This is a genomic window from Xanthomonas sp. LMG 8993, from assembly GCF_009835065.2.
Classification (GTDB): Bacteria; Pseudomonadota; Gammaproteobacteria; order Xanthomonadales; family Xanthomonadaceae; genus Xanthomonas; species Xanthomonas arboricola.
Genome location: NZ_QVIF02000004.1, coordinates 116,051 through 142,967 on the forward strand (window position 1 = coordinate 116,051; position 26,917 = coordinate 142,967).

General features: G+C 67.7%; 20 protein-coding genes, 1 tRNA gene and 1 other RNA gene. 12 read left to right on the top strand and 10 right to left on the bottom strand.

Features of this window, described 5'->3' with window-relative positions:
- Both DYQ94_RS09540 and glgA read right to left on the bottom strand, forming a co-directional pair.
- On the bottom strand, positions 1-2,232 hold the full coding sequence (locus tag DYQ94_RS09540; RefSeq protein ID WP_160955107.1) for a 1,4-alpha-glucan branching enzyme: 2,232 nt from the start codon (positions 2,230-2,232) through the stop codon (positions 1-3).
- Positions 2,229-3,812, bottom strand: a complete 1,584-nt coding sequence (gene glgA, locus DYQ94_RS09545) for a glycogen synthase GlgA (protein ID WP_047127915.1) — start codon at positions 3,810-3,812, stop codon at positions 2,229-2,231. The genes DYQ94_RS09540 and glgA overlap by 4 nt, the downstream gene beginning before the upstream one ends.
- Positions 3,813-4,298: 486 nt before the next feature.
- Here glgA and DYQ94_RS09550 point away from each other — a divergent pair, with 486 nt between their 5' ends.
- The gene (locus DYQ94_RS09550; protein WP_024938243.1) at positions 4,299-5,918 is read left to right on the top strand and encodes a GGDEF domain-containing protein; all 1,620 of its coding nucleotides are present in this window, start codon (positions 4,299-4,301) and stop codon (positions 5,916-5,918) included.
- Between the two features lie 154 nt (positions 5,919-6,072).
- Here DYQ94_RS09550 and DYQ94_RS09555 read toward each other — a convergent pair whose 3' ends face one another.
- On the bottom strand, positions 6,073-7,014 hold the full coding sequence (locus tag DYQ94_RS09555) for a DUF808 domain-containing protein (protein ID WP_053046019.1): 942 nt from the start codon (positions 7,012-7,014) through the stop codon (positions 6,073-6,075).
- A gap of 238 nt (positions 7,015-7,252) precedes the next feature.
- Between DYQ94_RS09555 and DYQ94_RS09560 the strand changes: the two genes are divergently transcribed.
- Together DYQ94_RS09560 and DYQ94_RS09565 are read left to right on the top strand one after the other, a co-directional pair.
- Positions 7,253-8,977, top strand: coding sequence for an ABC1 kinase family protein (locus DYQ94_RS09560; protein WP_024938244.1), 1,725 nt, complete (start codon positions 7,253-7,255; stop codon positions 8,975-8,977).
- Positions 8,978-9,449: 472 nt separating this feature from the next.
- Complete coding sequence (locus DYQ94_RS09565; RefSeq protein WP_160955109.1) at positions 9,450-11,558, top strand: phosphoglycerol transferase I; 2,109 nt, start codon at positions 9,450-9,452, stop codon at positions 11,556-11,558.
- Positions 11,559-11,858: 300 nt separating this feature from the next.
- Here the strand turns inward: DYQ94_RS09565 and DYQ94_RS09570 are convergent, their stop codons facing one another.
- Positions 11,859-14,282, bottom strand: coding sequence for a DUF3772 domain-containing protein (locus DYQ94_RS09570; protein WP_160955114.1), 2,424 nt, complete (start codon positions 14,280-14,282; stop codon positions 11,859-11,861).
- Positions 14,283-14,632: 350 nt separating this feature from the next.
- On the opposite strand from DYQ94_RS09570, the gene DYQ94_RS09575 reads away from it, so the two are divergent.
- Positions 14,633-14,974, top strand: a complete 342-nt coding sequence (locus DYQ94_RS09575; protein WP_024938247.1) for an HPF/RaiA family ribosome-associated protein — start codon at positions 14,633-14,635, stop codon at positions 14,972-14,974.
- A 163-nt stretch (positions 14,975-15,137) separates the two neighbouring features.
- On the opposite strand, the gene DYQ94_RS09580 is transcribed toward DYQ94_RS09575, so the two are convergent.
- A tRNA-Arg gene (locus tag DYQ94_RS09580) sits at positions 15,138-15,214 on the bottom strand.
- A 228-nt stretch (positions 15,215-15,442) separates the two neighbouring features.
- Here DYQ94_RS09580 and ubiA point away from each other — a divergent pair.
- Positions 15,443-16,348 (top strand): 4-hydroxybenzoate octaprenyltransferase, encoded by a 906-nt coding sequence (gene ubiA / locus DYQ94_RS09585; protein WP_102255503.1) that lies wholly within the window; start codon positions 15,443-15,445, stop codon positions 16,346-16,348.
- Positions 16,349-16,463: 115 nt separating this feature from the next.
- Here ubiA and DYQ94_RS09590 read toward each other — a convergent pair whose 3' ends face one another.
- A complete protein-coding gene (locus DYQ94_RS09590; protein WP_184428944.1) occupies positions 16,464-17,189 on the bottom strand; it encodes a ComF family protein in 726 nt (241 codons plus the stop codon).
- Positions 17,190-17,238: 49 nt separating this feature from the next.
- Between DYQ94_RS09590 and bioB the strand changes: the two genes are divergently transcribed.
- The 5 genes from bioB (at position 17,239) to bioC (ending at position 22,476) form a co-directional block, all read left to right on the top strand.
- On the top strand, positions 17,239-18,273 hold the full coding sequence (gene bioB, locus DYQ94_RS09595; protein WP_154831294.1) for a biotin synthase BioB: 1,035 nt from the start codon (positions 17,239-17,241) through the stop codon (positions 18,271-18,273).
- A gap of 97 nt (positions 18,274-18,370) precedes the next feature.
- Positions 18,371-19,576, top strand: a complete 1,206-nt coding sequence (gene bioF / locus DYQ94_RS09600) for an 8-amino-7-oxononanoate synthase (protein WP_160955111.1) — start codon at positions 18,371-18,373, stop codon at positions 19,574-19,576.
- A gap of 235 nt (positions 19,577-19,811) precedes the next feature.
- A complete protein-coding gene (gene bioH / locus DYQ94_RS09605) occupies positions 19,812-20,573 on the top strand; it encodes a pimeloyl-ACP methyl ester esterase BioH (protein WP_160955112.1) in 762 nt (253 codons plus the stop codon).
- 43 nt (positions 20,574-20,616) lie between these two features.
- On the top strand, positions 20,617-21,399 hold the full coding sequence (locus tag DYQ94_RS09610) for an SDR family oxidoreductase (protein ID WP_046346173.1): 783 nt from the start codon (positions 20,617-20,619) through the stop codon (positions 21,397-21,399).
- A 192-nt stretch (positions 21,400-21,591) separates the two neighbouring features.
- The gene (gene bioC / locus DYQ94_RS09615; protein WP_039517288.1) at positions 21,592-22,476 is read left to right on the top strand and encodes a malonyl-ACP O-methyltransferase BioC; all 885 of its coding nucleotides are present in this window, start codon (positions 21,592-21,594) and stop codon (positions 22,474-22,476) included.
- A 169-nt stretch (positions 22,477-22,645) separates the two neighbouring features.
- Here bioC and DYQ94_RS09620 read toward each other — a convergent pair.
- A non-coding RNA gene (locus DYQ94_RS09620) (sX9 sRNA) lies at positions 22,646-22,721 on the bottom strand.
- 101 nt (positions 22,722-22,822) lie between these two features.
- Between DYQ94_RS09620 and lpxO the strand changes: the two genes are divergently transcribed.
- Positions 22,823-23,728 (top strand): lipid A hydroxylase LpxO, encoded by a 906-nt coding sequence (gene lpxO, locus DYQ94_RS09625; protein ID WP_016903250.1) that lies wholly within the window; start codon positions 22,823-22,825, stop codon positions 23,726-23,728.
- Positions 23,729-23,934: 206 nt separating this feature from the next.
- On the opposite strand, the gene DYQ94_RS09630 is transcribed toward lpxO, so the two are convergent.
- The 3 genes from DYQ94_RS09630 to DYQ94_RS09640 all read right to left on the bottom strand — a co-directional run bounded on the left by DYQ94_RS09630 (position 23,935) and on the right by DYQ94_RS09640 (position 25,996).
- Positions 23,935-24,354 (bottom strand): nuclear transport factor 2 family protein, encoded by a 420-nt coding sequence (locus DYQ94_RS09630; RefSeq protein ID WP_065047020.1) that lies wholly within the window; start codon positions 24,352-24,354, stop codon positions 23,935-23,937.
- Positions 24,355-24,434: 80 nt separating this feature from the next.
- Positions 24,435-25,052, bottom strand: a complete 618-nt coding sequence (locus DYQ94_RS09635) for a YdcF family protein (RefSeq protein WP_026064498.1) — start codon at positions 25,050-25,052, stop codon at positions 24,435-24,437.
- Positions 25,037-25,996, bottom strand: coding sequence for a pyridoxal-phosphate dependent enzyme (locus DYQ94_RS09640; protein ID WP_126965386.1), 960 nt, complete (start codon positions 25,994-25,996; stop codon positions 25,037-25,039). The genes DYQ94_RS09635 and DYQ94_RS09640 overlap by 16 nt, the downstream gene beginning before the upstream one ends.
- 157 nt (positions 25,997-26,153) lie before the next feature.
- Here DYQ94_RS09640 and DYQ94_RS09645 point away from each other — a divergent pair, with 157 nt between their 5' ends.
- Positions 26,154-26,612, top strand: coding sequence for a hypothetical protein (locus DYQ94_RS09645; RefSeq protein WP_024938779.1), 459 nt, complete (start codon positions 26,154-26,156; stop codon positions 26,610-26,612).
- Positions 26,613-26,917 lie beyond the last annotated feature (305 nt).

Consider the following 26,917-nt stretch of genomic DNA (forward strand, 5'->3'; position numbering starts at 1 on the left):
TTATTTCTCCGCTTGCAGATAGATCGTGGCCAGCGGCGGTAGGGTCAGGCGCAGGCGTTGTGCGTGCCCGTGCATGCCCATCGGCTCGGTCGCCAGGCGACCGCTGTTGCCGAGGTTGCTGCCACCGTAATGGGCACTGTCGGTGTTGAGGATTTCGCGCCAGCCGCCGGCACGCGGCACGCCAACGCGATAGTCGTGGTGCGGTTGCGGGGTGAGGTTGCTCACCGCCAGCAAGGGTGCGCCGCCATCGGGATCGTGGCGGATGAATGCCAGTACGCTGTTGCGCGCATCGTCGGCCACGCTCCAGTCGAAGCCGTCGGCACGATGCGTGCTGCGGTACAACGCCGGCACCCGTCGCAATGCGGCATTGAGATCGCCGACCAGTTGCTGCACGCCGCGATGCGCGGCGCCATCGAGCAGATGCCAATCCAGCGATTGATCGTGATTCCAGTCGTTCCACTGGCCGAATTCGGCGCCCATGAACAGCAGCTTGTCGCCGGGATGCGCCCACATCAGCGCCAGATACGCGCGCAGGTTGGCAAAGCGCCGCCAGTCGTCGCCGGGCATCTGCCCCAGCAGGCCACCGCTGCCGTGCACCACTTCGTCGTGCGAGAGCGGCAGCACGAAACGCTCGGAGAACGCGTACACCAGGCCGAAGGTGAGCTGGCTATGGTGCTGCGCGCGCTCGGCCGGATCGCGCTGCATGTAGCTCAGCGTGTCGTGCATCCAGCCCATGTTCCATTTGTGGGTGAAGCCCAGTCCGCCCTCGCTGATCGGCGCGGTCACGCCCGGCCAGGCGGTGGACTCTTCGGCGAGGCTCAGCACACCGGGAAAGCGCGTGGCGATCTCGCTGTTGAGCTGGCGCAGGAAGGCGACCGCTTCCAGATTCTCGCGGCCGCCATGCGCGTTGGGCACCCACTCGCCTTCGGCACGGCCATAGTCGCGATACAGCATCGAGGCCACTGCATCCACGCGCAGGCCGTCGAGGTGGTAGTGGTCGATCCACTCCAGCGCGCTGCCCAGCAGGTAGGCGGTCACTTCGGGCCGGCCGTAGTTGTAGATCAGCGTGTTCCAGTCGCGATGCATGCCTTCGCGCGGGTCGGCATGCTCGTACACCGCGGCGCCGTCGAACTGCGCCAGGCCGTGTGCATCATCGGGAAAGTGCGCGCTGACCCAGTCCAGGATCACGCCGATGCCGGCGCGATGACAGGCATCGACGAACTGGGCAAAGCCATCCGGGCTGCCATGGCGCGCGGTCGGTGCGTACAGCCCCAGCGGTTGATAGCCCCAGGAGCCGCCAAACGGATGTTCGGTGATCGGCAGCAACTCGATATGGGTGAAGCCGAGCTGCTGCACATAGGGGATCAGTTGTGCGGCCAGCCCTGGCCAGTCCAGCGGCTGGTTGTGCCCATCGCGCCGCCAGGACGCGGCATGCACTTCATAAATCGACAGTGGCGCCGGCGCGGCATTGGCATCGCGCGCGGCCATCCAGGCGGCGTCGGTCCAGGCAAACGCGGCTGCGCCCGGCACCACCGAGGCAGTGGCCGGCGGCAATTCGCTCTGGCGCGCCACCGGGTCGGCCTTGAGCAACACGCGGCCATCGGCAGCAGTGATGGCGTACTTGTAGCGCGTGCCGGCTTCCACGCGCGGCAGGAACAGCTCCCAGAACCCGCCGATGCGCGGGCGCATCGGATGCCGGCGCATGTCCCAGCCATTGAAATCGCCCACCACCGCCACGCGTTGCGCATGCGGCGCCCACACCGCAAAGCGCACCCCGGGCACGTCGTCGCAGTGCAGGTGCTGGGCACCCAGGGCGCGACGCAATGCCTGGCCGTCGCCGGCAGCGATCTGCAGCAGGGTGGATTCGTCCAGCGTGGCGGCAAACGCGTAGGGGTCTTCGATCTCCTGCACCACGTCCGGCCACACGATGCGCAGACGATACGGGCCTTCGACCGCCAGCGTGCCCTCGAACACGCCATCGACCGGGCCGGCCTGCATGCGCGCCAGCAACTTGCCACGCGTGTCGATCAGGCCCATCGCCTCGGCCCCAGGCGCCAGCACGCGCACCAGCCGGCGGCCATCAGCCTGGGAATGCGGGCCCAATACCGCGAATGCATCGGCAGGCAGGCCATCGGCCAGCGCCTGCACGCTCTGCACCAGATCCGCCATCCCATCCATGGTCACCGCCGTCGCTTCCGTCTCCTGCCCCTGCACGCCCAGCCGTTCGCTCATGACACCGTCGCAAGCGCGGGAGCGGTTGCGGCGGTGCGTTCGTACAGCGAGAGGTATTTCTTGCCCGCCACATCCCAACCACTGGGACGCAGCATCGCCGCGCGGCGCATCGCCGACAGCAGGCTGGGCAGGCGGAAGGTGCGGAATGCGCGCTCCAGGCAGCGGCGCAACGCTTCCACGCTGGCATGCTGGAACAAAAAGCCGGTGACGCCGTCATCTACGGTGTCGATCAGACCACCGGTGGCGTGCGCGATCGGCAGGCACCCAAAGCGTTGTGCATACATCTGGCTCAAGCCGCACGGCTCGAAGCGCGACGGCATCAGCAGGAAGTCGGCGCCGGCGAACATGCGCCGCGCCAGGCCTTCCTCGAAACCGATGAAGGCACCGACCTGGCCCGGATAGCGCCGGGTCAGCTCGGCGACCTGTTGCTCGATCTCCGGCTCGCCACCGCCGATCACCGCGATCTGGCCGCCGGCCGCCACGATCTGCGGGGCGACCTCGCAGATCAGATCCAGGCCCTTCTGATGCACCAGCCGCGACACCACCGCAAACAGCGGGCCGGTGCTCTCGCGCAGCCCGAAGGCCTTGCGCACCTGCGCGGCGTTGGCCTGACGGCCCTGCCACTGATTGACGCTGAAGTGCGTGTCCAGATATTCGTCGGTACGCGGGTCCCAGCTGGCGTCGATGCCGTTGACGATGCCGGTCAGCGCGCCCTTGGCGGCGCGGCCGGCCAGCAGGCGGTCCAGGCCACAGCCCTGCGCCGGGCCGGTGATCTGCTGGGCATAGCTGACACTGACCGTGTTGACGTGGTCGGCATGCACGATGCCGCCGCGCAGGAACGACATCTGCCCGTAGAACTCCAGCTCGGCCACACGCTCGGCCGGGATGCCCAGCGCGGCGGCCATCGAATACGGCACCAGGCCCTGGTAGGCCAGGTTATGGATGGTCAACAGGCACGGCGTGGTGCCGCCGGACCAGCGCACATAGGCGGCAGCCAGTGCGCACGGCCAGTCGTTGAGGTGCAGCAGCCGCGGCTTCCAGCCCAGTCCGGCATGGCCGGCGGCGATCTGCGCAGCGGCATGCGACAAGGTGGCAAAGCGGATCGCGTTGTCTTCGAATTCCGAGCCGCTGGTGCTCACATAGGGCGAGCCGTCGCGTTCGAACAATTCCTTGGACAGCAGGATGTAGATCGGCAGCCCGTCCGATTGCACGATACGGCCGATGTCGCAGGCCGGCAGTGCGGCATGCGCCAGCACCCGGCCGACGATCTCCACCTTGCCCGCGCGTGCCAGCACCGCGCGATAGCCGGGGATCAGCACACGGACGTCGTAGCGATGGCGCAGCGCGCGTGGCAGCGCAGCGGCCACATCGCCCAGACCGCCCGCCTTGATGAAGTCCGCCATCTCCGACACCACGAACAAGGCGCCGCGGGTATCGGCCGGCGACACCGGCAGGCGCTCGTGATGGCGAATGAAGCGGCCACGCGCATCACGCGGTCGCCCGCTCTTCTTCAGAGTCGGGAGCATCGTGCTGCGCTCTAAGCGTGCGGTAGTAGCGTGAAGCGGCATCATGGCAACCATCTAAACGTCCGTCGTAAAGTGGGTGGAGACGGAAAAACAGCGAAGCGACAACCATCATCTGCCGATTCAGCCAGACGACCTGCTACGAATGAGGAGCGGGGCCAACGCGCGTACTCCACGTTGTCCTTGGGACGAATCTACACCCCAGGCAAATAAAATATGCGTGAATACGTGCTGACTTTTCTGCGACATCTACATTCCCTTGCGCATGGTTGCGTAGCTCTAAAGGCATAAGCGGCGCATTGCAGTGCGATGACATCCCTGCCGTGGTGCGCGGTTGTTGAAACGCACCGAAAGCGGGCAACGACGGCGGCGCCCGCCATCACCCGCATGACTTGTTCAGCCGCGCACGCGGGACCGCTGTCGTGCACTGCCTGGCATCGGGGCTGCCTGCCGGAACTGCGCAGACCTGCCCAGACCGCTTAAGCGCGACGCCCGCGCGCCGATAACCCGCAATGGCACCACGACTTTCCGAGACCCCGGCGCATGGCAGACCAGCCTGAACTCCCAAGCCGCCCACGTGGCGGGCTGCGCCGCCTGTTGCCCTGGGGCGGCGCGGACAGCGCGCGCCCGGCCGCCGCCCTGCCCAGCGTGATCGGCGGCGGGCACGGCCTGGCCGCGCATCAGCTGGTGCCGGCCAAGAACAAGTCCGGCGCGCACGACCCGGCGGCCGCCACCGCCCTGTTGATGCGCCTGTTCTCGCATGCCGCGCATCCGGAGGCCTTGCTGCTGGCCTTCGCCGAAGGCATCACCAGCCTGCATGGCGAACTCGGCGACATGGGCGTGCGCCTGAGCGCAGCCTATGCGGCCGGCGACTGGCCCGGCTACGGCCGCACCCTGCGGCAACTGATCGACAAGTACATCCGCACCATCGATACCGGCGACTCGCTGGCCGAAGGACGCACCGAAGCCGAACAACTGCGCGACCTGCTGCGGCACGCGCTGGGCAATGCCCTGGCCACGCTGCTGCAACGCAGCCCGGAACTGGCCGAGGAAGCGCAGACCCTGGCATCGGCACTGCGCCACTGGCGCCCCGGCCATGAGCTGATCACGCTGGAACAGCGCCTGCGCGAACTCAGTCATCAGATCGGCCTGCGTGCCGAAGATGCCAGCGAGCAGCAGAACCTGCTGCTCGGCCTGTTCGACCTGCTGTTGGAGAACGTCGGCGAACTGCTCGACGATCGCAGCTGGCTGCAGGGCCAGATCTCGGTGGTGCGGCAGTTGATCTCCGGGCCGCTGGATGTCAGCTCGATCGAACAGGCACGCGGCACCTTGCGTGAGGTCATCTACAAGCAGGGCCTGCTCAAGCAAGGCATTGCCGACTCCAAGACCGCGATGCGCGAGATGATGGTGTCCTTCGTCGACCGGCTCGACGGCATGGCCACCAGCACCGGCGAGTACCACGATCGCGTTGCCGGCTATTCGCAGGCGATCGGCGACGCTCGCAGCATTCCCGACCTCAACCGGCTGTTGCAGGACGTGCTGCAGGACACCGCCGGCGTGCAGGCGCAGGCGCTGGCCGCGCGCGACGAGCTGCTGGCCGCACGCCGCCAGGTCGAGGACGCCGAGCAGCGCATCGCCTCGCTCGAACAGGAACTCAAGGACGTGGCCGGGCTGGTGCGCGAAGACCAACTGACCGGCGCGCTGAACCGCCGTGGCTTCGAGGAACTGTTCCAGCGTGAGGCCGCACGCACCCAGCGCGGCGGGCAACCCTTGTGCGTGGCGATGCTGGATCTGGACGATTTCCGCCGCCTCAACGAGACCCACGGCCACGCCGGTGGCGACGCCGCGCTGCGCCACACCGTGGACGTGGCCAAGTCGGTGCTGCGCACCACCGACGCCATCGCCCGCTTCGGCGGCGAGGAGTTCGTGCTGCTGTTGCCGGACTCCACCATCTTCGAAGCCAGCGCGGCGGTGATCCGCCTGCAGCGCGCACTGGCCCAGCGCTCGTTGCTGCACGAGGACGTGCGCGTGTTCGTCAGCTTCAGCGGCGGCGTGGCACTACGCCATCTCGACGAGGCCCAGGACGATGTGATCCGCCGTGCCGACCGCGCCATGTACGACGCCAAGGCAGCCGGCAAGAATCGGGTGATCAGCGCCGACTAGCCGCGAACGCGGCCTGCCGCATCGACCGGTCGGACCGGATCACCGACGCACGACGCAGAGGCGCCGCCGGTCTTTCGGTTGCCGCCGGGCCCCACTACGACCAACCGCTTCCGTGCGGCGACCAGGGGCTCCCCTGGCCCGCCGCGGGACGGCGTCAGTGCGCCGCCGGCTTCCCGCGCAGCTTCTGGAACAGCATCACCGCGCCCAGCACGATCGCACCGGCAATCACGCCGACCAGCATGTTGCCCAGTGCATCGACCAACCAGCCCATGCCGCCGGCCGACTTGGCCAGGTCCTGAACCAGGTGATGCAGTGCCGGGATGTTGTGCACCAGGATGCCGCCGCCGACCAGGAACATCGCCAGCGTGCCGGCCACCGACAGGAACTTCATCAGCCACGGCGCAGCCACCAGGATGCCGCGGCCCAGCGCCGCCAACGCCGCGCCCTTCTTGCTCAGGTATAGGCCCAGGTCGTCCAGCTTGACGATGGCCGCGACCAGACCGTACACGCCGATGGTCATCGCCAGCGCGATCGCCACCAGCACCGCGACCTGCTGGCCGAACGACACCCCCGCCACCACGCCCAGCGACAGCACGATGATCTCCGCCGACAGGATGAAGTCGGTGCGGATCGCGCCCTTGACCTTGTCCTTTTCCAGCGCCACCACGTCCACGTTCTGGTCGGCCAGCGCGCGGGTGCGCTCGGCATGCCGCTGCGCTTCCTCGTCCTGGTTGTGCAGGAACTTGTGCGCCAGCTTCTCCACGCCCTCGAAGCACAGGTAGGCACCGCCGATCATCATCAGCGGCATCACCAGAGGAACGTTGTAGCCGCGCCCGCGCAGCCAGGCCTCCAGGGCGCTGATCGCCAGTGCCGCCGGCACCAGGATCACCTTGTTCATCAGCGAGCCCTTGGCCACCGCCCACACCACCGGCAACTCGCGGTCGGCGGTGACGCCGGTGACCTGCTGCGCATTGAGCGCCAGGTCGTCGCCCAGGACGCCGGCGGTCTTCTTGGCCGCGACCTTGGTCAGGATGGAAACGTCGTCCAGCAGCGTGGCGATGTCGTCGAGCAGGGTGAACAGGCTGGCACCGGCCATGCGGGGGTCCTTCGTGAGTGGCGGTGGATTCTCGCCGATCCTGCGCCCGTATGGGGTGATGGCAGGCGGTTGCACGCCGTTGCCGACCATTGGTGCGCGATCCCGACGCCCGCCGACCGCACGATTCGGCCATTCCCGTCGGCCGCGCCGCACACGACCGCGCCGTAGCCGCTTGTCTGGATTCACCGCCCGACGACCCGCCGCTAGCCACACTCGCGCTCTTGCACGACCGCCGGAGATGGCCTTGAGTCCGAACGACCCGTACCGCACACCGGCCCAGGCCGCGATCCCCGCCGACACCGGCGTGGTGGGCGGCATGAGCCGTCGCACGCAGATCCTGCGCCTGTTGCTGCGGTATCGCGGGTCGGGCGTGTTTGCCGGCATGAACCTGGATCCGGCTGCGATCAACGAGTACGAAGTGCCCGCCGAAGGCACGCCCGACCAGTTCGTCTCCGACCTGGAAGCGCTCGGTCCCACCTTCGTCAAGCTCGGCCAGATGCTGTCCACGCGGCCGGACATCGTGCCGCCGGAGTTCGCCACGGCGCTGGAGCGCATGCAGGAGAACACCAGTTCGGTGCCGGTGGAGCGCATCCGCCAGATCATCGAAGAAGAACTCGGCGTGTCGGTCAACAAGGCGTTCTCGTTTTTCGATCCGGTGCCGCTGGGCTGCGCCTCGCTGGCGCAGGTGCACCGCGCCGCCCTGCGCGACGGCACCCCGGTGGCAGTCAAGGTGCAAAAGCCCGAAGTCGCCGCCCAGGTACGCTCGGATCTGGACGTGCTCAAGAGTTTTGCCACCGCCGCCGACCGCCTGACCGGCATCGGCCGGCGCGTACGCTTTGCCGACTGGCTGGGCGAATTCGGCAAGACCCTGCGCGCCGAGCTCAATTACGAGGACGAGGCCGAGACGCTGGTGCGCTTCGGCAAGCATCTCAAGCCGTTTCCGCTGTTGTGGATTCCGCAACCCGTGTGGGACCTGAGCAGCCGCAAGGTGCTGACCATGCAGCTGGCCGAAGGCGTGCGCGTGGACAAGATCTCCGGCCTGCGCCGCACCGAGCAGCCAATGGACAAGCTGGCCGCAGAACTGGTCAAGGGTTACCTGGATCAGATGTTCGTGCATGGCGAGATCCATGCCGACCCGCATCCGGGCAACCTGCGCGTGCTGCAGGACGGGCGCCTGGCGATCTTCGACCTGGGCATGGTCGCGCACGTGCCACCGCGCCTGCGCGAGCGCTTGCTCAAGCTGCTGTTCGCCGCCGTCGACGGCCGTGGCGAAGAGGTCGCCGAAGAGACCATCGCGCTGAGCACGCGCCTGGAGGATTACGACGAAGACCGCTACCAGCGCGAAACCGGGCAGATGATCGCCCGCTACGCCGCGCACGACACCACCTCCGAGGGCCGTGTGGTACTGGATCTGGTGCGCATCGCCACCGCCAACGGCTTGCGCACGCCGCCGGAGCTGAGCCTGCTCGGCAAGACCTTGTTGAACCTGGAAGGCGTGTGCCGCACGCTGTCGCCGCACCTGGACACTCGGCGCATCGTCGAGCGCCACCTGCAGCATGTGATGCGCGCGCGCCTGAAAAAATCCCTGTCGGCGGCCAATCTGGCCAGCGAGGCGATGGAACTGCAGCATCTGGTGCGCGAAGGACCGCGCCGCATGTCCGAGATCCTGTCGTTGGCGGCGGAAAACCGCCTGCAGATGCGCGTCACCGGGCTGGAAGAATCGCATCTGATGGAAAGCCTGCAGAAGATCGCCAACCGCGTGGCGGCCGGCATCGTGACTGCGGCGCTGATCATGGCCTCGGCGCAGATGATGCGTATCGAAACCGGCTTGAAGCTGTGGGGCTATCCGGCGATCGCGATGGTGCTGTTCCTGCTCGGCGTCGTGCTGGGCCTGGGCATCGTACTCAGCGCGCTGCTGTTCGACCGCCGCGTGCGTGCACGCGAAGAACGCGGGCACCGATAGCGCCACACCCCCGCGTAGGAGCACACCCGGGCGCGACATCGCGTTACCCGGTGTCGCCTGCCAAGACCGCCGCGTCCACGCGAAGAACGCGGGCATCGATAGCGCCACACACATGCGTAGGAGCGCACCCGGGCGCGACGCGGCTTAACCGGCGTCGCATGCAAAGACCGCCGCGTCCAGCGATCAAAGTGGATCGGGCGATGTGGCGTTATCGAGACGTCGCCGATGTGCAAGAGCCGCGCAGATGCGGAGTGCAGAAACCGTGGCTCCCTTAGCGAGCGCCACCGCGACCAGCTAATCCTCACCGCGCACCCTGTGCCGCGCTACGTCAAGCACGCAACTCCAACAAACATTTCAGTCAGCTTCAGCGCGGCATAGTCCGTCATCCGGGTGTCACATTGGGTGTGGCGCAGGACATGGCGAGCAAGGCGTCCGGTACGCGCTCGCATCATTCCCCCACGGACGCTGCCGCATGCATTGGATGTTGTTGTTTTCGCTGTTGCTCCTGCTTTGGCTCTTGGTCGCCTCGCCGCGTCTGGCGTGGCTGAAGGCCGGATTGTTGTCATTGCTGCTGCTGTTGCTCAGTGCCTGGGGCCTGGTGGATCGGCTCAGCGGCGACGGCATCAATGCTGCCACGCTGTATCACCTGCGCGCGGACATGGACGGTGCCGGCGTCAGCGATTTCTCCGGCTATATCGCCGTGTTTATCGGCATGGTGCTGCTGTCGCTCAGCCCGTTGGTGTTGCTCAGGGTGCGGCGTTTCCGTCGCCCGCGTGGAGGCAATGCGGTATTCGGCGGCTTCGTGGTGATGTTGTTGGTGAGCATCGCGGTCAGCCCCTTGTACCGCGACGGCAAGCGCCTGTACTACCAGCTGCGCCCGGTGGATTACGCCACCGTGGTACCGGAATACCTGGTGCCGCAGCAGCCCTTGCAAAAGCGCAAGAACATCGTGTGGATCTACGGCGAGAGCCTGGAACGCACTTACTTCGACGAAGACGTGTTTCCCGGCCTGATGCCAAACCTGCGCGCGCTGGCCAGCGAGGCGGTGGACGTGCGCAACCTCACCTCCACCGAAGGCAGCGGCTGGACCATCGCCGGCATGGTCGCCTCGATGTGCGGCGTGCCGCTGACCACCGCGCCCGGCGATGAAAACAGCATGGGCCGCATGGGCCTGTTCCTGCCCGAAGCGCGCTGCCTGGGCGACTATCTCAAGGATCAGGGCTACCGCAATCACTATGTCGGCGGCGCCGATGCCAGCTTTGCCGGCAAGGGCAGTTTCCTGTCCAGCCATGGCTTCGATGTGGTGCACGACGTCCGCTACTTCCGCGACAAAGGCGTGGCGCCGAACCACTTTTCCGCCTGGGGCGTGCATGACGACGTGCTGCTGGACGATGCCTGGGACAGCTTCCAGACGCTGTCGCGCGCCGGCCAGCCGTTCATGCTCACCACGCTGACCATGGACACCCACCACCCTGCCGGCCATCTGCCGCTGGCGTGCAAGGGCCAGCACTACGACAGCGCGTTGGGCGACATCGGGCTGCTGCATGCGCTCAAGTGCAGCGACCGGCTGATCGGCGAGCTGGTCGCACGCATTCGCAACAGCCGCTACGGCAAGAACACCATCATCGTGATCGCCTCCGACCACCTGGCGATGCCCAACGATCTCAGCGATGTCCTGGCCAAGCAGAAGCGCGAAAACCTGCTGCTGTTCCTGGGCAAGGACATCGCCCCGCAGCAAGTGGTCACACGCGCCGGCAGCACGCTGGATTCAGGGGCGACGCTGCTGCAGTTGCTGGAGCCGGGCATGCGCACGCTGGGCTTCGGCCGCTCGCTGCTGGCCAACGATGCGCCCCCCAGCGCCAGCGTTGCGGCCAGCCGCGACAGCGGCAAGGACTACCCGCGCTATCTCGCTTACGCACGCACGCTGTGGACCGGGCGCAGCACCCGCATGCTGCGCATCAACGGCAATGGCGATGTGGTGGTGGGCGTGCAGCAGGTGCGCCCGCCGGTGCTGCTGGAATACGACGACGACACCAACCTCAAAACCGTCTATCTGGAAAACACCTCGCGCCAGTTCGACCGCACCCACACCGAGGGCACGCTGGCCTATGTGGATCGCTGCACGGCGTTCGAGGACGGCTCGGCCGATGGCGACTGGTGCGCGCTGGTGGTCGACCGCCACCAGAGCATGAAGCTGTACCGCGACCCGGACCTGACCCGCGGCATCGCCGTGGATGCGCCGCTGGAGGCCAGCCAGCAAGGCCCGCGCCCACGCGTGCGCCAGCCAATCATGCTCACGCAGGCCGCGCGCAAGACCGAAGCCGGTCGTTACATGCTGGAGCTGTACGCCAAGCGCCGGCCGACGCGTGCATTCTGGGTGGAGGCAGTCTCGTCGGAGCGCAAGGTGGTGCTGGCCCAGCAATGGGTGGTGCCCGATGCGGCCGGTCGCATCCGCATGCCGGTAGGCCTGGAACATGCGGTGGACGATCTGGAAATCCGCGCCTGGCTGGACTACACCGAAGACGTCAGCGTGGACGACCTGGCCCTGGTGAAGCAGACCCAGGTCGCGGATCGCTCCTGAGTCTGGCTGTCGCCCTGTATGAAGCAACGGCGAAGTCAAAGCTCAAGAGCCAACGTCGAAGCATGCGATCTGTGGCCTGGCTGCGGGCCCTTGCCCGCCCACCCTCGCAGGACACGCCGCAAGTACGTCCCTGTAGGCTCTTACGCGGCATCCATGCCGCGTAAGGTCCCGCGACGGTGAGCGGGCAAGGACCTGTCGGGATGGTCGGTGTGTGTGGTGCAGGCAAAGCAAGACGTACGTTGTTCGATCACTGTGGGTGCGACCAGCATCCTTTACCGCGCACTGCATCCACGTGTCGACTCAATCTTCCGATGCAGGCGTGCCATCGGCCGGATCGCGCGCCACCGCGGCACCTGCACGGCTGAAGCGAATTTCCTGCGGCGATTGCAGCGCAATCCCCGCCGTTTCCATCCGCTGCAACAACGCGAAGAACAGCTCGCTGCGCACCCCGTACGAATCGCGCGGGCTGCGCACATAGGCGAACGAATTGAAGTTGACGTGCCCGCCGGCCAGCGAATCGATGAATACCGAGGGAGCCGGATCGGCCAGCACCTTGGTGTGCTCGGCAAACAGCTCCAGCAGCATGTTGCGCACCTTTGCCACGTCGGTTTCCAACGGCACCGAGAACTGCAGTTGCACCCGCCCCATCGGGTTGGACAGGGTCATGTTGCGCACGCTCTTGGTGATCAATTCCGAGTTGGGCACGATCAGGGTGGAGCGGTCGCCGACCTGGATCTCGGTCGCACGCACGCTGATCTTGCGTACGTCGCCCTCCTGGTCGCCGATACGCACCCAATCGCCGATCTTCACCGGCCGCTCGGCCAGCAGGATCAGGCCCGACACGAAGTTCTGCGTGATCGCCTGCAGACCGAAACCGATACCCACCGACAGCGCGCTCAACACCAGCGCAAGCCGCTTCAGATCCAGGCCCAATGCAGTCAGGCCCCACACCACTACGATCAGCCAGCCCAGATAGCGCGCCACCGTACTGATCGAATTGCGCGCACCGTCATCGAGCTCGGTCTTGGGCAGATAGGTGTTGAGCAACCACTGCTGCACCACGTGCACCAGCCCCATGCCGAGCAGGAACACGCATAGCGCCCTGAACACATCGCCCGGGGTGATCACCAGTTCCTTGCCGATGGTGATGCCGTGCGCGATGTTCTCCGCCCAGTCGGTGACCACGCTGATGTTGGCGCCATACGGCGTCAGCAGTACCGCGATGCCCAGCAGCACCAGTAGCACACGGGTTGCCGCCGATATCAGCAGCCCGAGCTGCACCAGGCGTCCGCTGCCGATGCTGAGCGCGTGCGACAAGGCCCGGCTGAATCGGCCGTCGGGCTTGAACAGCCAGGTCATCAGGTCGTCGGCAAAGACCACCAGCAGGCCGAGCAGGCTGCACACCAGGGTGATCCAGATGATCTGCCGCTCCACGAACAACGCCAGATTGAGATAGCCGAACAAGGCCGCGATCAGCGCAAAGATCACCGCCAGATGGCCCAGCAGGCGGATCAGCACGATGAAGCCGCCACCGCGCGAGACCACCGGCGGCGGCGCATCGCTGTCCGGATCGGCCACCCCGGCATTTGCCGCATGCGCGCGCAAGGACAGGCTCAGCCCGGCCAACGCCGACAGGATCAACCCCGCGTACAGCAACGCGGCCAGCGCATCGGTGGCGGTGGTCAGTGCGGGGCTGCTGCCGGCCACCTCGTTGATCTTCATCGCCATGCCGCTGAACCAGATCACCGCCGCGGTGGCCAGGCAATGCACGCGCAGGCGGTCGACAGTGGCATCGTCCAACGGGAACAGGCGCCAGCTTGGCTGGTGTTTCATCAACAGGCTGGCACTGAGCGAACCGACGAAGGCAGCCACCACACTGATGGCGACGAATCCGGTCAGCAACTGGTCCAGATCGTCCGGCAGCTCGCCGAGCGCGCGGATGCCCTCGACCAGCACGAATGCCGCAATCCCCAGAGTCAGCGTGCCGACCAGCAGAAACCACAGTGCCAGCCCCGAGCGCCGCAGGCGTCCGCCGGGCGCACGTGAGGCCGCGTAGCGACGCCCCAGGTGGCGCAGGAAGATGCGCAGCGGAAGCGCCAGCAGCAACGCGATGACGGCAGCGGTCATCAGCCCGCCCACGCCGCTGGCGGCGATGCCGGCCTGCACCATCTGCACCGTCTTGTCGGACAAGGCCTGCAGGCGGGCACGATCGTCGGGCCATTGCTGCGCGATCTGTTTCCACAAGGTCGGCGACAGCGGCGAGGCGACCCGCGTGGAGAGCTTCACGCTGAAGCGTTGCACGCGCTCGCGTTCGAGCCGGTCGGCCAGGTCCTTGGCATTGGAGACCAGCAGCGTGGCCCGGATGAACTCGGCATTGAGCTGATCGCGCTCCTTGGTCAGCGCCTTGCGCTGTTTTACCAGGTCGGCCGGTTCGTTCGGCGCGGCGACACCGAGCCCCTCCAGTCGCCCGTTGAGCTCCTTGAGCGGTTGCTCCAGCGTGCGCACCAGATCCTGCGCCTGCCGCTGCGCGCCGGCGACATCGTCGGTGAGCTTGCCGAGCTGCTCGGTATCGGCCTTCTCCATGCCCGCGTCGGCCTGGGTCAGCACCTTCTGCATGTTGTCGAGCTGAGTCTGTGCGGTCTCCAGCAGCGTGTCGTCGTCCTGCGCCACGGCGGCGCCCACGCACACCATCCACAACGCGACCAGCAGCAGCACACGCTGCAACACGCCGCGACGGGCACCCAGGGCAACTCGGAATTCGGACACAGGCAGAGATCGGACAGGCGCAACCAGCGCGGTGCCGGCATCTTAATCCACTGCTTCCAGCCAGGCGGATCGACGCTGCCGTGCGGGTTCAGCCTGGCAGAGCTCGCCAGCAGCGGCTGTTACTGCGCGATCGCAGGTTCTTTCGCGATGCGGTGACAGCGCTGCCCGTCGCAGTGGATGCACCGTCCGGTCATCCCAACCTGAGCATGAACGCGGTGCAGCTTGTCACCTCGCGGCAACGGTGCGCTGTCGCAGAATCGAGTCACCGCTACGGCAGACGCAGCGGATGACCGCGAAGGAGACACTCTATGCAGATTCAGATCCAGACCGACAAGCACGTGCCGCATGACCCCTCAGTCGTGCAGCATGTCGAGAAGACCTGCTCCGCCCAGCTGGCGCATTTTGCCAACGACATCACCCGCGTGGAAGTGCATTTGCGCGATGAAAACGGCCAGCGCGGCGGCGCAGCGGATCGAACCTGCAGCATCGAGGCGCACGTCGCCGGCCTGCCGCCGATCGCAGCCACCAATAGCGCCGAAACCACCGCCTCGGCCGTCACCGGCGCCGCACGCAAGCTGCGCACCGCTATCGAACACGCACGTGGCAAGCAGCACGCCAAGGCCACCACACCGCCGCCGGAAGCGCTCTGATCCGCGCCTGGGCAGGGTGGCGCCAGGCGCCCCCTGCCAGCCGCTGCATCGTTGGCACCGCAGCGCAATGACGCATTGATACATCAGCCGGCACCAACTCCTGATCCAGAAACGCCATCGGCCCGCTGCAGTGTCACTGCAGCGGGCCGATGGCGTTTTGATCTGGTGCGCCCGGAGGGATTCGAACCCCCGACCAATGGCTTCGGAAGCCACTACTCTATCCGGCTGAGCTACGAGCGCCTGGCCGGGCATTATGCCAGAACCGCCGCCGCGCGCGTGACACCGGCGACAGGGAGTGCCGAATGGCCGGACACCGCTGCATTGCCGATGGAGCCCAGTCCGGAGCCAGCGCCGGCGAGTAGGCACCTGGCGCGAGCTCGCGCAGCCGTCCGGAAGGCTGGACGATGCTGGGCTCGATCGTCACCCAGCGCATGACCGCAGCCAAGTCGCGCTGCTACCCTTTGCAGCATGAGCAAGCATGGTGTTGAACAGCTGCCCACAGCGCCCGCGCTGACCTGGCCACAGCGACTGGGGCAGTACTGGACGTTGGTCCGCGGCGATCGTCCGATCGGCAGCCTGCTGTTGCTGTGGCCCACCTGGTGGGCGTTGTGGCTGGCCGCCGGTGGCCTGCCGCCGCTGTGGACACTGTTCGTGTTCACCGCCGGGGTCTGGCTGACCCGCTCGGCCGGCTGCGTGATCAACGACTATGCCGACCGCTGGCTGGACCCGCACGTGGAGCGCACCAAGTCGCGCCCGCTGGCCACCGGGGCGGTGTCCGGGCGCGAGGCGCTGTGGGTGTTCGTGGTGCTGATGCTGGTGGCATTCGCGCTGGTGCTCACGCTCAACTGGCTGACCGTGGCCCTGAGCGTGCCGGGCGTGTTCCTGGCCGCCAGCTATCCCTATCTCAAGCGCCACACCCACCTGCCCCAAGTCTATCTTGGCATGGCCTTCGGCTGGGGCATCCCGATGGCCTTCGCCGCGGTGCAGGGCAGCGTGCCTTTGCTGGGCTGGCTGCTGTATGCGGCCAACATCCTCTGGGCCACGGCCTACGACACCTGGTATGCAATGGTCGACCGCGAGGACGACATCCGCATGGGCAGCAAGTCCACCGCCATCCTGTTCGGCAGGTTCGACCTGATCGCGCAGGGCCTGCTGTATGCATCGATGTTTGCGGCATTGGCGCTGGTCGGCCTGCGCGCCGGTCTCGGTATCGCGTACTGGGCGGGGCTGGGCGTGGCCGCACTGCTGGTGGCCTACGAATTCCGCCTCGCCCGCCACCGCGAACGCGGCCCGTGCTTCCGCGCCTTCCTGCACAACAACTGGGTGGGCCTGGCGATCTTCGTCGGCATCGCCGCGGCGCTGGGATTGCGCTGACGCGCAGACAGGTCAATCGCCTCGGCTTAAGCCCCTCCCCCAGCAGGAGAGGGATTGGGGTGAGGGTAGGGGCGAAGCCCCATGCTGCAGCTCACAACCCCCAGCCCACCAAGCCTCACGGCACCCGCGCGCATACCCACGCATCCACCCGCTGCACACCGGCCCGCTGCAAGGCCTGCGCCGCCGCATGCAGCGTCGCACCGGTGGTCATCACGTCATCCACCAGGGCCACATGCGCGGGCAAGGCGCCACGCGCGACAAAGGCCTGGCGCAGATTGCGCTGACGCTCGGCCGCATCCAGCTCCGATTGCGGCGCGGTCGCGCGGACCCGGTGCAGCAATGGCAGGCAGGGCAGCCGCAGCGCGCGGCCGAGCGGTCTGGCCAGCTCCAGCGCCTGATCGTAACCACGCTGGCGCAAGCGCTGCCGGTGCAGACTCACCGGCACCAGCGCCTGCGGACGCGGCAGGCCTGCGCAACGCCTGACCATCAACTCGCTGAGCAAACGCCCGGCAGCCAGGTCCTGATGAAACTTGAAGCGCCGCAGCAGCCCATCCACCGGCCAGCGATAGGTGAAACACGCATGCACGCGTTGCAGCGGTGGCGGGTGCTGCAGGCATTGCCCGCACAGCAGCGCGCCACCGCAGGCGTACAGCTGCGTTGCGCAACACAGGCAGGCGTGCCCGTGATCCGGCAACGCGGCGCGACACGACGGGCACAGATCGCAATCGGCGCTGCCGGGTTCCGCGCACACCAGGCACCGGCTCGGCAGCAGCAACCGCAACACCCGGCGCGGCCACCTGTAAACCGAGTTGGCTTCTTCGAAGTTGACAGCCTCTTCCATGCTCACCAGACTGCCTGGCTTCCAAGCCGCTGACTGTCAGGAAACCCCGATGTCTGTTGTCGTACGCCATGACTGGGATCGCAACGAGCTGCAGGCGCTGTTCGATCTGCCGTTTCCGGAGCTGCTGCACCGCGCCGCCAGCGTGCATCGCGCCCATTTCGATCCGGCGCAGGTGCAGGTGTCCACGCTGCTGTCGGTCAAGACCGGCGGCTGCCCGGAAGACTGCGCGTACTGCCCGCAGGCGCAGCGCTACGACACCGGCGTGACCGCGCAGAAGCTGATGGAGACCGAAGAGGTCGTCGCCAAGGCACGCCAGGCCAAGGCCGCCGGCGCCTCGCGCTTCTGCATGGGCGCGGCCTGGCGCTCGCCCAAGGAGCGCGACATCCCCAAGGTCGCGGCGATGATCCGCGAGGTCAAGGCGATGGGCCTGGAAACCTGCGCCACGCTCGGCATGCTCGACGCCGGCCAGGCACGCGCGCTCAAGGACGCCGGGCTGGACTACTACAACCACAATCTGGACACCGCGCCGGATTACTACGACTCGATCATCCACACCCGCCAGTATCAGGACCGCCTGAACACGCTGGAGCACGTGCGCGATGTCGGCTTGAAGACCTGCTGCGGCGGCATCGTCGGCATGGGCGAAACCCGCGAGCACCGCATCGGCCTGCTGCTGGCGCTGGCCACGCTGCCGGCGCATCCGGATTCGGTCCCGATCAACCAGTTGGTCCAGGTGGCCGGCACCCCGCTGCACGGCACCCAGCAACTGGACCCGTTCGAGTTCGTGCGCATGATCGCGGTCGCCCGCATCACGATGCCGCGTTCGATGGTGCGCCTGTCCGCCGGCCGCGAGGCGATGAGCGACGAACTGCAGGCGCTGTGCTTCCTGGCCGGTGCCAACTCGATCTTCTACGGCGAAAAACTGCTCACCACCGGCAACCCGGACACCGAACGCGACCAGGCTCTGTTCCAGCGCCTGGGCCTGCGCCCGATGCAGATCACCGTCGACGCCGCCGACCACGACCACCCCGGCACCGTGCATGCGGAAATCACCCGCAGCACGGCCTGCGAGCACGCCGCCTAACCGCGAATCGAACGTCCGGCACCGGTCGTCGGTGCCGGCTGGGCGTGCCGGGCGCGGCAGGCTACGCTAACGCCCCCTTCAGCCGTTGAACGCCCCCATGGCCCGCCCCGATCTGCACGAACGGATTTCGTCGCTGCGCACCTTGCGCGTGGCCCAGGAACGGGTGCGGGTGCGGCGGCTGGTGGGCCGTCGCGATGGCGTGCGGCTGGAAGTCGATGGCCGCTGGCTGACCGGTTTCTGCTCCAACGACTATCTGGGCCTGTCGCAGCAGTTCGAAGTGGTCGCCGCGTTGCAGGACGCCGCCGCGCGCGATGGTGCCGGCGCCACCGCCTCGCATCTGATCTGCGGCCACCACACCGCGCACGAAACGCTGGAGCGCGAGATCGCCGAGTGGCTCGGCTATCCATCGGCGCTGCTGTTCGGCAGCGGCTTCATCGCCAACCTGGCAGTGCAGCAGGCCTTGCTCAGCGAGGACGACGATGTCTGCGTGCAGGACCGGCTCAACCACGCCAGCCTGCTCGATGCCACACGCCTGGCCGGCTGCCGGTTGCGCCGTTATCCGCACCTGGATGTGGAAGGCGCGATGCGTCAGCTCAAGGGCTCGCCCGAGGGCGCGGCGATGCTGGCCAGCGATGGCGTCTTCAGCATGGATGGCGATGTCGCGCCGCTGCGTGCGTTGAGCCTGGTGGCGCGCATGCAGCAGGCGCTGTTCTACGTCGACGACGCACATGGCGTGGGCGTGCTCGGCCCGCAGGGGCGCGGTTGCGTTGCCGATGCCGGACTGGGCGTGGCCGAAGTGCCACTGCAGCTGGTGACGCTGGGCAAGGCGCTCGGCGGCTATGGCGCGGTGGTGGTCGGCGATGCGGCGCTGGTGCGCCATCTGGCCGAAACCGCGCGCCCTTACATCTACACCACCGCGTTGCCGCCGGCGCAGGTCGCTGCGACGTTGGCGGCCGTGCGACTGGCGCGTCGCGACGATTGGCGGCGCGCCAAGCTGGTCGAGTCGATCGGCAGTTTCCGCGATGGCGCACGCCGGCATGGCTTCGAGCTGATGGCCTCGGATACGCCGATCCAGCCCCTGCTATGCGGCGAAGAAGCCACGGTGATGGCGATGTCCGCCGCGCTGGAACAGGCCGGCTTCCTGGTCGGCGCGATCCGCCCGCCCACCGTGCCGGAAGGCAAGGCGCGTCTGCGTGTGACCCTGTCCGCGCTGCATACGCCGCAGCAGGTGCAGGCCTTGATCGAGGCCATCGTGCAGGCGTGCGATGTGGTCAGCCGGCAACCGCTGCGTGCGTCTGCCTGAGGGCGACGATCCAGACGATTGCGCAATAGCCGCGCGGTGGCGGCCGGTGCTCGACGTGGCAGTGTCGCGTCGCTGATGTTGCCGGATCGCTGCTGTCGGTGCGGTCCTGCGTGTCCGCAACCGGCTTGGCGTGCCGCGCAGATCGGCTCCACGCGCAGCGCAGGCTGACGCAAGACACCTTGCGCCGCACACGCCGACCCATGCGCCGGTCAGCGCCATCAGCGACAATCCCCGCATGCATATCGATGTCATCGGCCACGGGCCTGCGCTGGTTCTTCTGCACGGTTGGGCGTTGCACGGCGGTGTGTTCGCGCCGTTGGTGGAACGCCTGGCCGCGCAGCATCAACTGCATCTGGTGGATCTGCCCGGGCACGGTTTCAGCCGTGGCGACAGCACGCCGCTGGCGCTGCCGGACGTGGTCGCCGGCATTGCCGCCGCCACGCCGCCGGCGGTGTGGGTCGGCTGGTCGTTGGGCGGGCTGTTCGCGCTGCATGCCGCGGCCACCCAGCCCAAGGTACGCGGGCTGGCGATGATCGCGGCCACGCCGCGTTTCGTGCGTGGCAACGATTGGTCCGACGCCGTCGAGCGCGAGGTGTTCGTGCAATTCGGCCAGGACCTGGCGCGCGACTACCGCGGCACGCTGGAGCGATTTCTGGCGCTGGATACGCTGGGCTCTGCGCATGCCCGCAGCGAGTTGCGCAGCCTGCGCGAGACGCTGGTGGCACGCGGCGAACCGGCCGCCGAAGCACTGCAGCAAGGCCTGCAGCTGCTGGAACGCAGCGACCTGCGCCGCGCGCTGCCGCAACTCGCGCGCCCCAGCCTGTGGATCGCCGGCCAGCGCGACCGGCTGGTGCCGGCGGCCGGCATGCAGGCTGCCGCCGCGCTGACGCCGCACGCGCAGGCCCTGACCATTGCCGGTGGCGGGCACGCACCGTTTCTTGGCCATGCCGATCAGGTCGCCGAGGCGCTGCAACGCTTCGTTGTGTCCGTGCCATGAGCGGATCGTCGATCATGCGGCATCGCTGATCGAGGACACACGCATGGATCTGGGAATCGCCGGGCGCTGGGCACTGGTCTGCGCCGCCAGCAAGGGCCTCGGGCTGGGCTGCGCACGCGCACTGGCCAGCGAAGGCGTCAACGTGGTGATCGTCGCGCGCGGCCGCGCTGCCCTGGAGCAGTCAGCCCAGGCATTGCGCGCACTGCCGGGCGCCGGCGAAGTGCGTAGCGTGGTGGCCGATATCGCCACCCCGCAGGGACGCAGCGATGCGCTCGCCGCCTGCCCGCAGCTGGATATCCTCATCAACAATGCCGGTGGCCCGCCGCCCGGCGATTTTCGCCAGTGGGAACGCGACGACTGGCTGCGCGCACTGGACGCCAACATGCTGGCGCCGATCGAACTGATCCGCGCCAGCGTCGATGCGATGCGCGCGCGGCGCTTCGGTCGCATCGTCAACATCACCTCCAGTGCGGTGAAGGCGCCGATCGACATCCTGGGCCTGTCCAATGGCGCGCGCGCGGGCCTCACCGGCTTCGTCGCCGGGCTGGCGCGCAGCACGGTGGCCGACAACGTCACCATCAACAATCTGCTGCCCGGCCAGTTCGCCACCGACCGCCTGCGCGGCAACTTCGCGGCGATCGCGCAACAGCAAGGCGGCAGCGCCGAAGACGTCGCCGAGCGCAAGCGTGCGGGCATTCCGGCCGCACGCTTCGGCGAGCCGGACGAATTCGGCGCGGCCTGCGCGTTCCTGTGCAGCGCGCAGGCCGGCTACATCACCGGGCAGAACCTGCTGATCGACGGCGGTAGCTATCCCGGCACGTTCTAGAGCGCCTCGGCCACGCGGCGAGTGATGGCGACCGCCGCGGGCATCCGGTGGGTGTTTGGTCAGGCCCCGTTGAATCCCGTGCCGCTCGCCGCGCAGCCACCGGCAGACCGAACGTCTGCAGCCTCGCCAGGCCGATACCAGGCCACCCATCGATTCCCTCCGCCCCGGCCACAGGCGACAATAGCGCCGCTCATGAACAGTACTTTCGACCCCCGCCACGTCCGGCGCGCCTTCGCGCGTGCCGCCAGCAGCTATGCCGCCGCCGCCGCGCTACAGCGCGAAGCCGAAGCGCGCCTGCTCGAATCGCTCGACTACCTGGGCGACCAGGTGCCCAAGGTGGTGCTGGATGTCGGCGCCGGCCCCGGCCATGCCAGCGGCGCGATCAAGAAGCGCTGGCCCAAGGCGCAGGTGATCGCGCTGGACCAGGCCATGCCGATGCTGCGCCAGGCGCGCAAGGCAGCGGGCTGGTGGAAGCCGTTCGCGCAGGTCTGCGCCGATGCACGCGCCTTGCCGGTGGCCGACGGCAGCGTGGACGTGATCTTCAGCAACCTGTGCCTGCAGTGGGTGGAAGACCTGCCCGCGGTATTTGCCGGTTTCCGCCGCGCGCTGCGGCCAGGCGGCTTGTTGCTGTGCTCCACCTTCGGCCCGGAGACGCTGATCGAGTTGCGCGAGGCCTTCGCCCAGGCCGACCCGGCACCGCATGTCAGCCGCTTTCCGCCGATCGCCCAGTTCGGCGATGCCTTGCTGATGTCCGGCTTCCGCGACCCGGTGCTGGACCGCGACCTGTTCACGCTGACCTACAGCGACCTGCCTGCTCTGATGCGCGAGCTACGCGCGATGGGCGCCACCAACGCACTCAGCAATCGCCGCGCCACCCTGACCGGACGCGGCCGTTTTGCCGCCGCCAGCGCCGCCTATGAGCCCTTGCGGCGGCCGGACGGCACCCTGCCCAGCTCCTGGGAAGTAATCTATGCCCACGCCTGGGCACCGGCGCCGGGCGCGCCCATCCGCGAGCAGGGACACGATGTCGCCAGCGTCCCGGTGGCCTCGATCCCGATCCGCCGCCGCATCGACTAGCGGCGGTGCAGATCGCCGGCAGCAACGCAGCCGTTGCCGGCGAGACACACAGTTTTGCGACGGCACCAATGCAGACCTGTCAGGCTCGGTCGCGACACCCGGTAGAATTCAGCAGTCAACGGCCGCATGTTCCTGTTGCGGCTTGCCTTTTCGACGCCTGAACCGGCGTGGTTAGCAAAACGCAGCACGCAGCCGTCAAGTGGCTGCAGACGGCGCGCAGGAATCTGCATGTACGCGTGGTACATGCCGGTTCCGAGTACCGGCAGCGCCTCCGCCCGGCTGCTGCACTGACGTTTTGATAGCCGCTCTTAGGTTTGCGGCCCCCGTCCCCCAATCGGCCTTCCCAATGTTGAAGTGGCTCATCATCGCGCTGTTCATCGCATCGGCGCTGTACATCCATTACCGCGGTCGCGTGCGGCACCGGCTCAGCCGGCAGCTGCTGGACCATTCCACCTTCATGGCGCCGATCAACACGCTGATGTACCTGTGTTCGCGCGTGCCGACCACGCCGTTCATCGATCCCGGCAAGGAATTTCCGGAGCTGGCGCCGCTGCGCGCCAACTGGCCGCTGATCCGCGATGAAGCGGTGGCGCTGCAGCAGATGCAGAAGATCCGCGCCGCCGACGGCTACACCGACATCGGCTTCAACTCGTTCTTCCGCCGTGGCTGGAAGCGCTTCTATCTGAAGTGGTACGGCACCGCCCACCCGTCGGCGTCCGAACTGTGCCCGCAGACCACTGCGTTGCTGAAGTCCATCCCCACGGTCAAGGCCGCGATGTTCGCCGAGTTGCCGCCGGGCAGCGAACTGCGCCCGCACCGCGACCCGTTCGCCGGGTCCATGCGCCTGCACCTGGGGCTGGCCACGCCCAACGACGATCGCTGCTTCATCGATGTCGACGGGCAGCGCCATAGCTGGCGCGACGGCGAGTGGACGATGTTCGACGAGACCTACATCCACTACGCGCGCAACGACACCGACCAGGACCGCATCATCCTGTTCTGCGACATCGAGCGCCCGATGCGCTGGCGTTGGGCCGCGGCGGTGAACCGCTTCGTCGGTCGCAGCCTGCTCTCGGCCGGTGCCTCGCCCAATCAGGAAGGCGACAAGACCGGCGGCATCAACCGCGTGTTCCGCTATTTCTATGCCGCGCGCCTGAAGGCCAAGGCGCTGAAGGAACGCAACAACCCGCTGTACCAGACGCTCAAGTGGGGCATCTTCATCCTGGTGGTGGTCGGGATCGTGTTGCTGTAACCCCCACCCACCCACGTAGGAGCGCACCCGGGCGCGACCGGCATCGCCGGTAACGCCCCATCGCGCGCAAGCGCGCTCCTACATAGGCACAGCTCCGGCCGCAACACCGCACCGATCACGTAGGAGCGCACCCGGGCGCGACCAGGCATTGCCGATAACGCCTCATCGCGCCCGGGTGCGCGCCTACGCAGTGCCGGTCGATGCGCTCAGCGCGACACCTGCGCGATCCATTCCTGCAGGTTGTAGTAGTTGGTGACGCGGGTGATCTTGCCGTCGCGCACATCGAAGAACGCACCGCCCGGCAGCACATAGGTCTGCCCATTGGCTTCCGGCAGGCCTTCGTCGGTGGTGTGGTAGACCCCGTGCACCACGTACTCGGCACCGACCCGGGTGCCATCCTCGTTGGCGGTGATCACGATGTCGCGCAGCTGCTCGCGGTAACTGTCGTTCATGCGCTGCAGGAAGGCGGCAAATTCCGCCCGGCCGATCTCGCGCGGGCCCTGGTTGAGATCGTGCGCGACGTCCTCGGCCAGGAACGCCAGCATGGCGTCCCAATCGCCGCGGTTGAATGCCGCGTAATAGGCCTGGACCAGGCCGGTGGCGTGTTGCCGATTGCGCTCGCTCATGCTCGAACCTGCCGCTGGGAAAGCGGCATCATAGAGCGCGTTTTGCGCTTCAACACGCCTGCCCTGCGGCATACCCGGCGTCAGGCGCCCTGCACCACCAGATCGCGATGGAAGTAATAGACCTCCTGCAGCAGGAAGCGCCAGCTGGTGTGGAAGCTGCGAAAGCGCGTGCTGGGCGTGGAAGAGGCCAGCGCGTCCACCCCCAGCTCATCGCTCAGCCGCAGCGCGCGCGCCATGTGCAACGGGTCGCTGACGATGATCGCCCGGTGCATGCCGTGCCGGTCCATCAGCGCGCGTGCCTGCTGCAGATTCTGCCGGGTGGTGCGCGAGACCGTCTCGATCACGATCGCCTCCGGCGGTACGCCGTGGCGTAGCGCGTAGCGCCGCGCCACCTGCGATTCGGCAAAGCGCGCGCCATTGCCGAAGCCGCCGGTGAACAGCAGCCGCGGCGCGTAGCCCTGCGCGTACAGGTCCAGCGCATGCCGGATGCGCTCTTCGAACACCGGCGAAGGGCGCGCGTCGTAGGCAGCCGCGCCCAGCACGATGATCACGTCGGCCGGCGCGGCCTGGTCGCGATCGCCGACCCAGACGATCCAGCCGGCCACGCCCACCAGCCAGATCAGCGTCAGCATGCACAGGCGCCAGCACCAGCCCCACAGACCGATCCCACGCGACCGCCTGCTCACGCCGCGGCCCACGGCAGCGCATCCAGATCGACATTGCCGCCGGACAGGATCAGCCCGACCCGCCGCCCGGCAAAGCGCGCCGGGTCGCCCAGCACCGCTGCCAGCGCAATCGCCGAGGACGGCTCCACCACCTGTTTGAGCACCTGCCAGATCAGCCGCATCGCCTGCACCACCGCCGCATCGTCCACGGTGATCACCTGCGCGCCGGCGGCCTGCAACACTGCGAAATTGGGCGCACCCAGGGTGCCGCGCAGGCCGTCGCAGAGCGTGTCGGGCACGAAGTCGACCAGGCGCTCGCCGGCCGCCAGCGAGCGCGCGGTATCGGCCGCCCCGCTCGGCTCGGCCAGCACCAGCGCACAGCCCGGCGCCGATTGCAGCGCCAGCGCACTGCCGGCGGCCAGCCCACCGCCGCCGACCGGTGCCACCAGCACATCCAGCCCGCCGCTCTGCAGCAGCAGCTCCAGCGCGGCGGTGCCCTGCCCGGCGATCACCGCCGGGTCGGTATACGGATGCACCAGCGTCGCGCCGCTGCCGGCCTGGACGTCGGCACACATCTGCTCGCGCGCCGCGATGGTGGGCGCGCAACGCCACAGCGTGGCGCCGTGACGGGAAATATTGGCCAGCTTGGCGGCCACCGCGCCTTCGGGCACCACCACGTGGCAGCCGATCCCGCGCGTGCGCGCGGCGAGCGCGAGTGCGGCGCCGTGATTGCCGGACGAATGGGTGACCACCCCACGCGCGGCCAGCTCCTCCGGCAACGACCACACCGCGTTGCAGGCGCCACGGAACTTGAAGGCGCCGCTGCGCTGCAGGTGTTCGGCCTTGAAGAACAGCTGCGCACCGCAGAGGGCGTCCAGGCTGTGCGAGGTCAGCAGCGGTGTCGGCACGCACTGCGGCGCGATGCGCGCAGCAGCTTGCAGGACGTCGGAATGGGCAAGCGGGACCGTCTCGATCATGCCTGCAAGATTAACGTATCGTCCCCGCCTTCACGGCTGCACGCGCGGCACCCGCGCATGCTGGATCGATGCAGAAGCACCACATTGCGGCACAGTTAAGGACCGATTCAATGCATCGGTTCGAAAGTGACACCATGGTTGCAGGAGGGCACCATCCATGAAATTCCGTCTGATCTTCGCCGCCGGGCTATTGGCCCTGGGCGGCTGCGCAACCTACGACTACACCGGTGCGGGGTCGGGCGGCTATTACCGCGGCGCGCCTGCGGTGCAGTACCGCTACCCGCCGGGCTACTCGCCATATTTCTACGGCAATCCCTACGGTTACCCTTACGGCGCCGGTTCGATCGGGCTGTACGACTACCCGGCGTATCCGGTCTACCGCGGTGGCTATTACTACCGCCAGAACGATCGCCGCCCGCAGTACCGGCCGCCACGTCCGCACGGCTCGTTCAACAATGGGCCCCGTCCCAACGGCCCGCGCCCGCAACAGCCCAATCGCCCACCGGCGACTGGCGCTCCGCCGTCGCGGCCACCTCGTATCGGTGCGCCGCCGCGGGTGATCCGCGAGATTCAGCGGCAGACCGCGCCGCGCAATACGCGTGAGCAGATTCCCTGAGTTGCTGACTGCGACGTGGCCCACAAATGGCGATGTTGGGGGCTTGCGTTCAGCCGGCACTTGGTCGCAAGCTAGGCGCTCTGTGTGACCCGCCACGTCATCTTTTGACCCGGCCGGGCGCACTGACCGACTTATGTCGATGTCCGACAGGGAAATCTGGATCCCCCCTGTTCCGGCCCTGTCGGATATCGGCGCCTCCAACGCATAAAGCCCCGGCATGCCGGGGCTTTATGTTTTTGTCGTGCGGTCCGCTCTGGCGCGCCTGGGCACCCCGTTCGAGCAGCCAGGGCTGCGGCGGGCGGTGG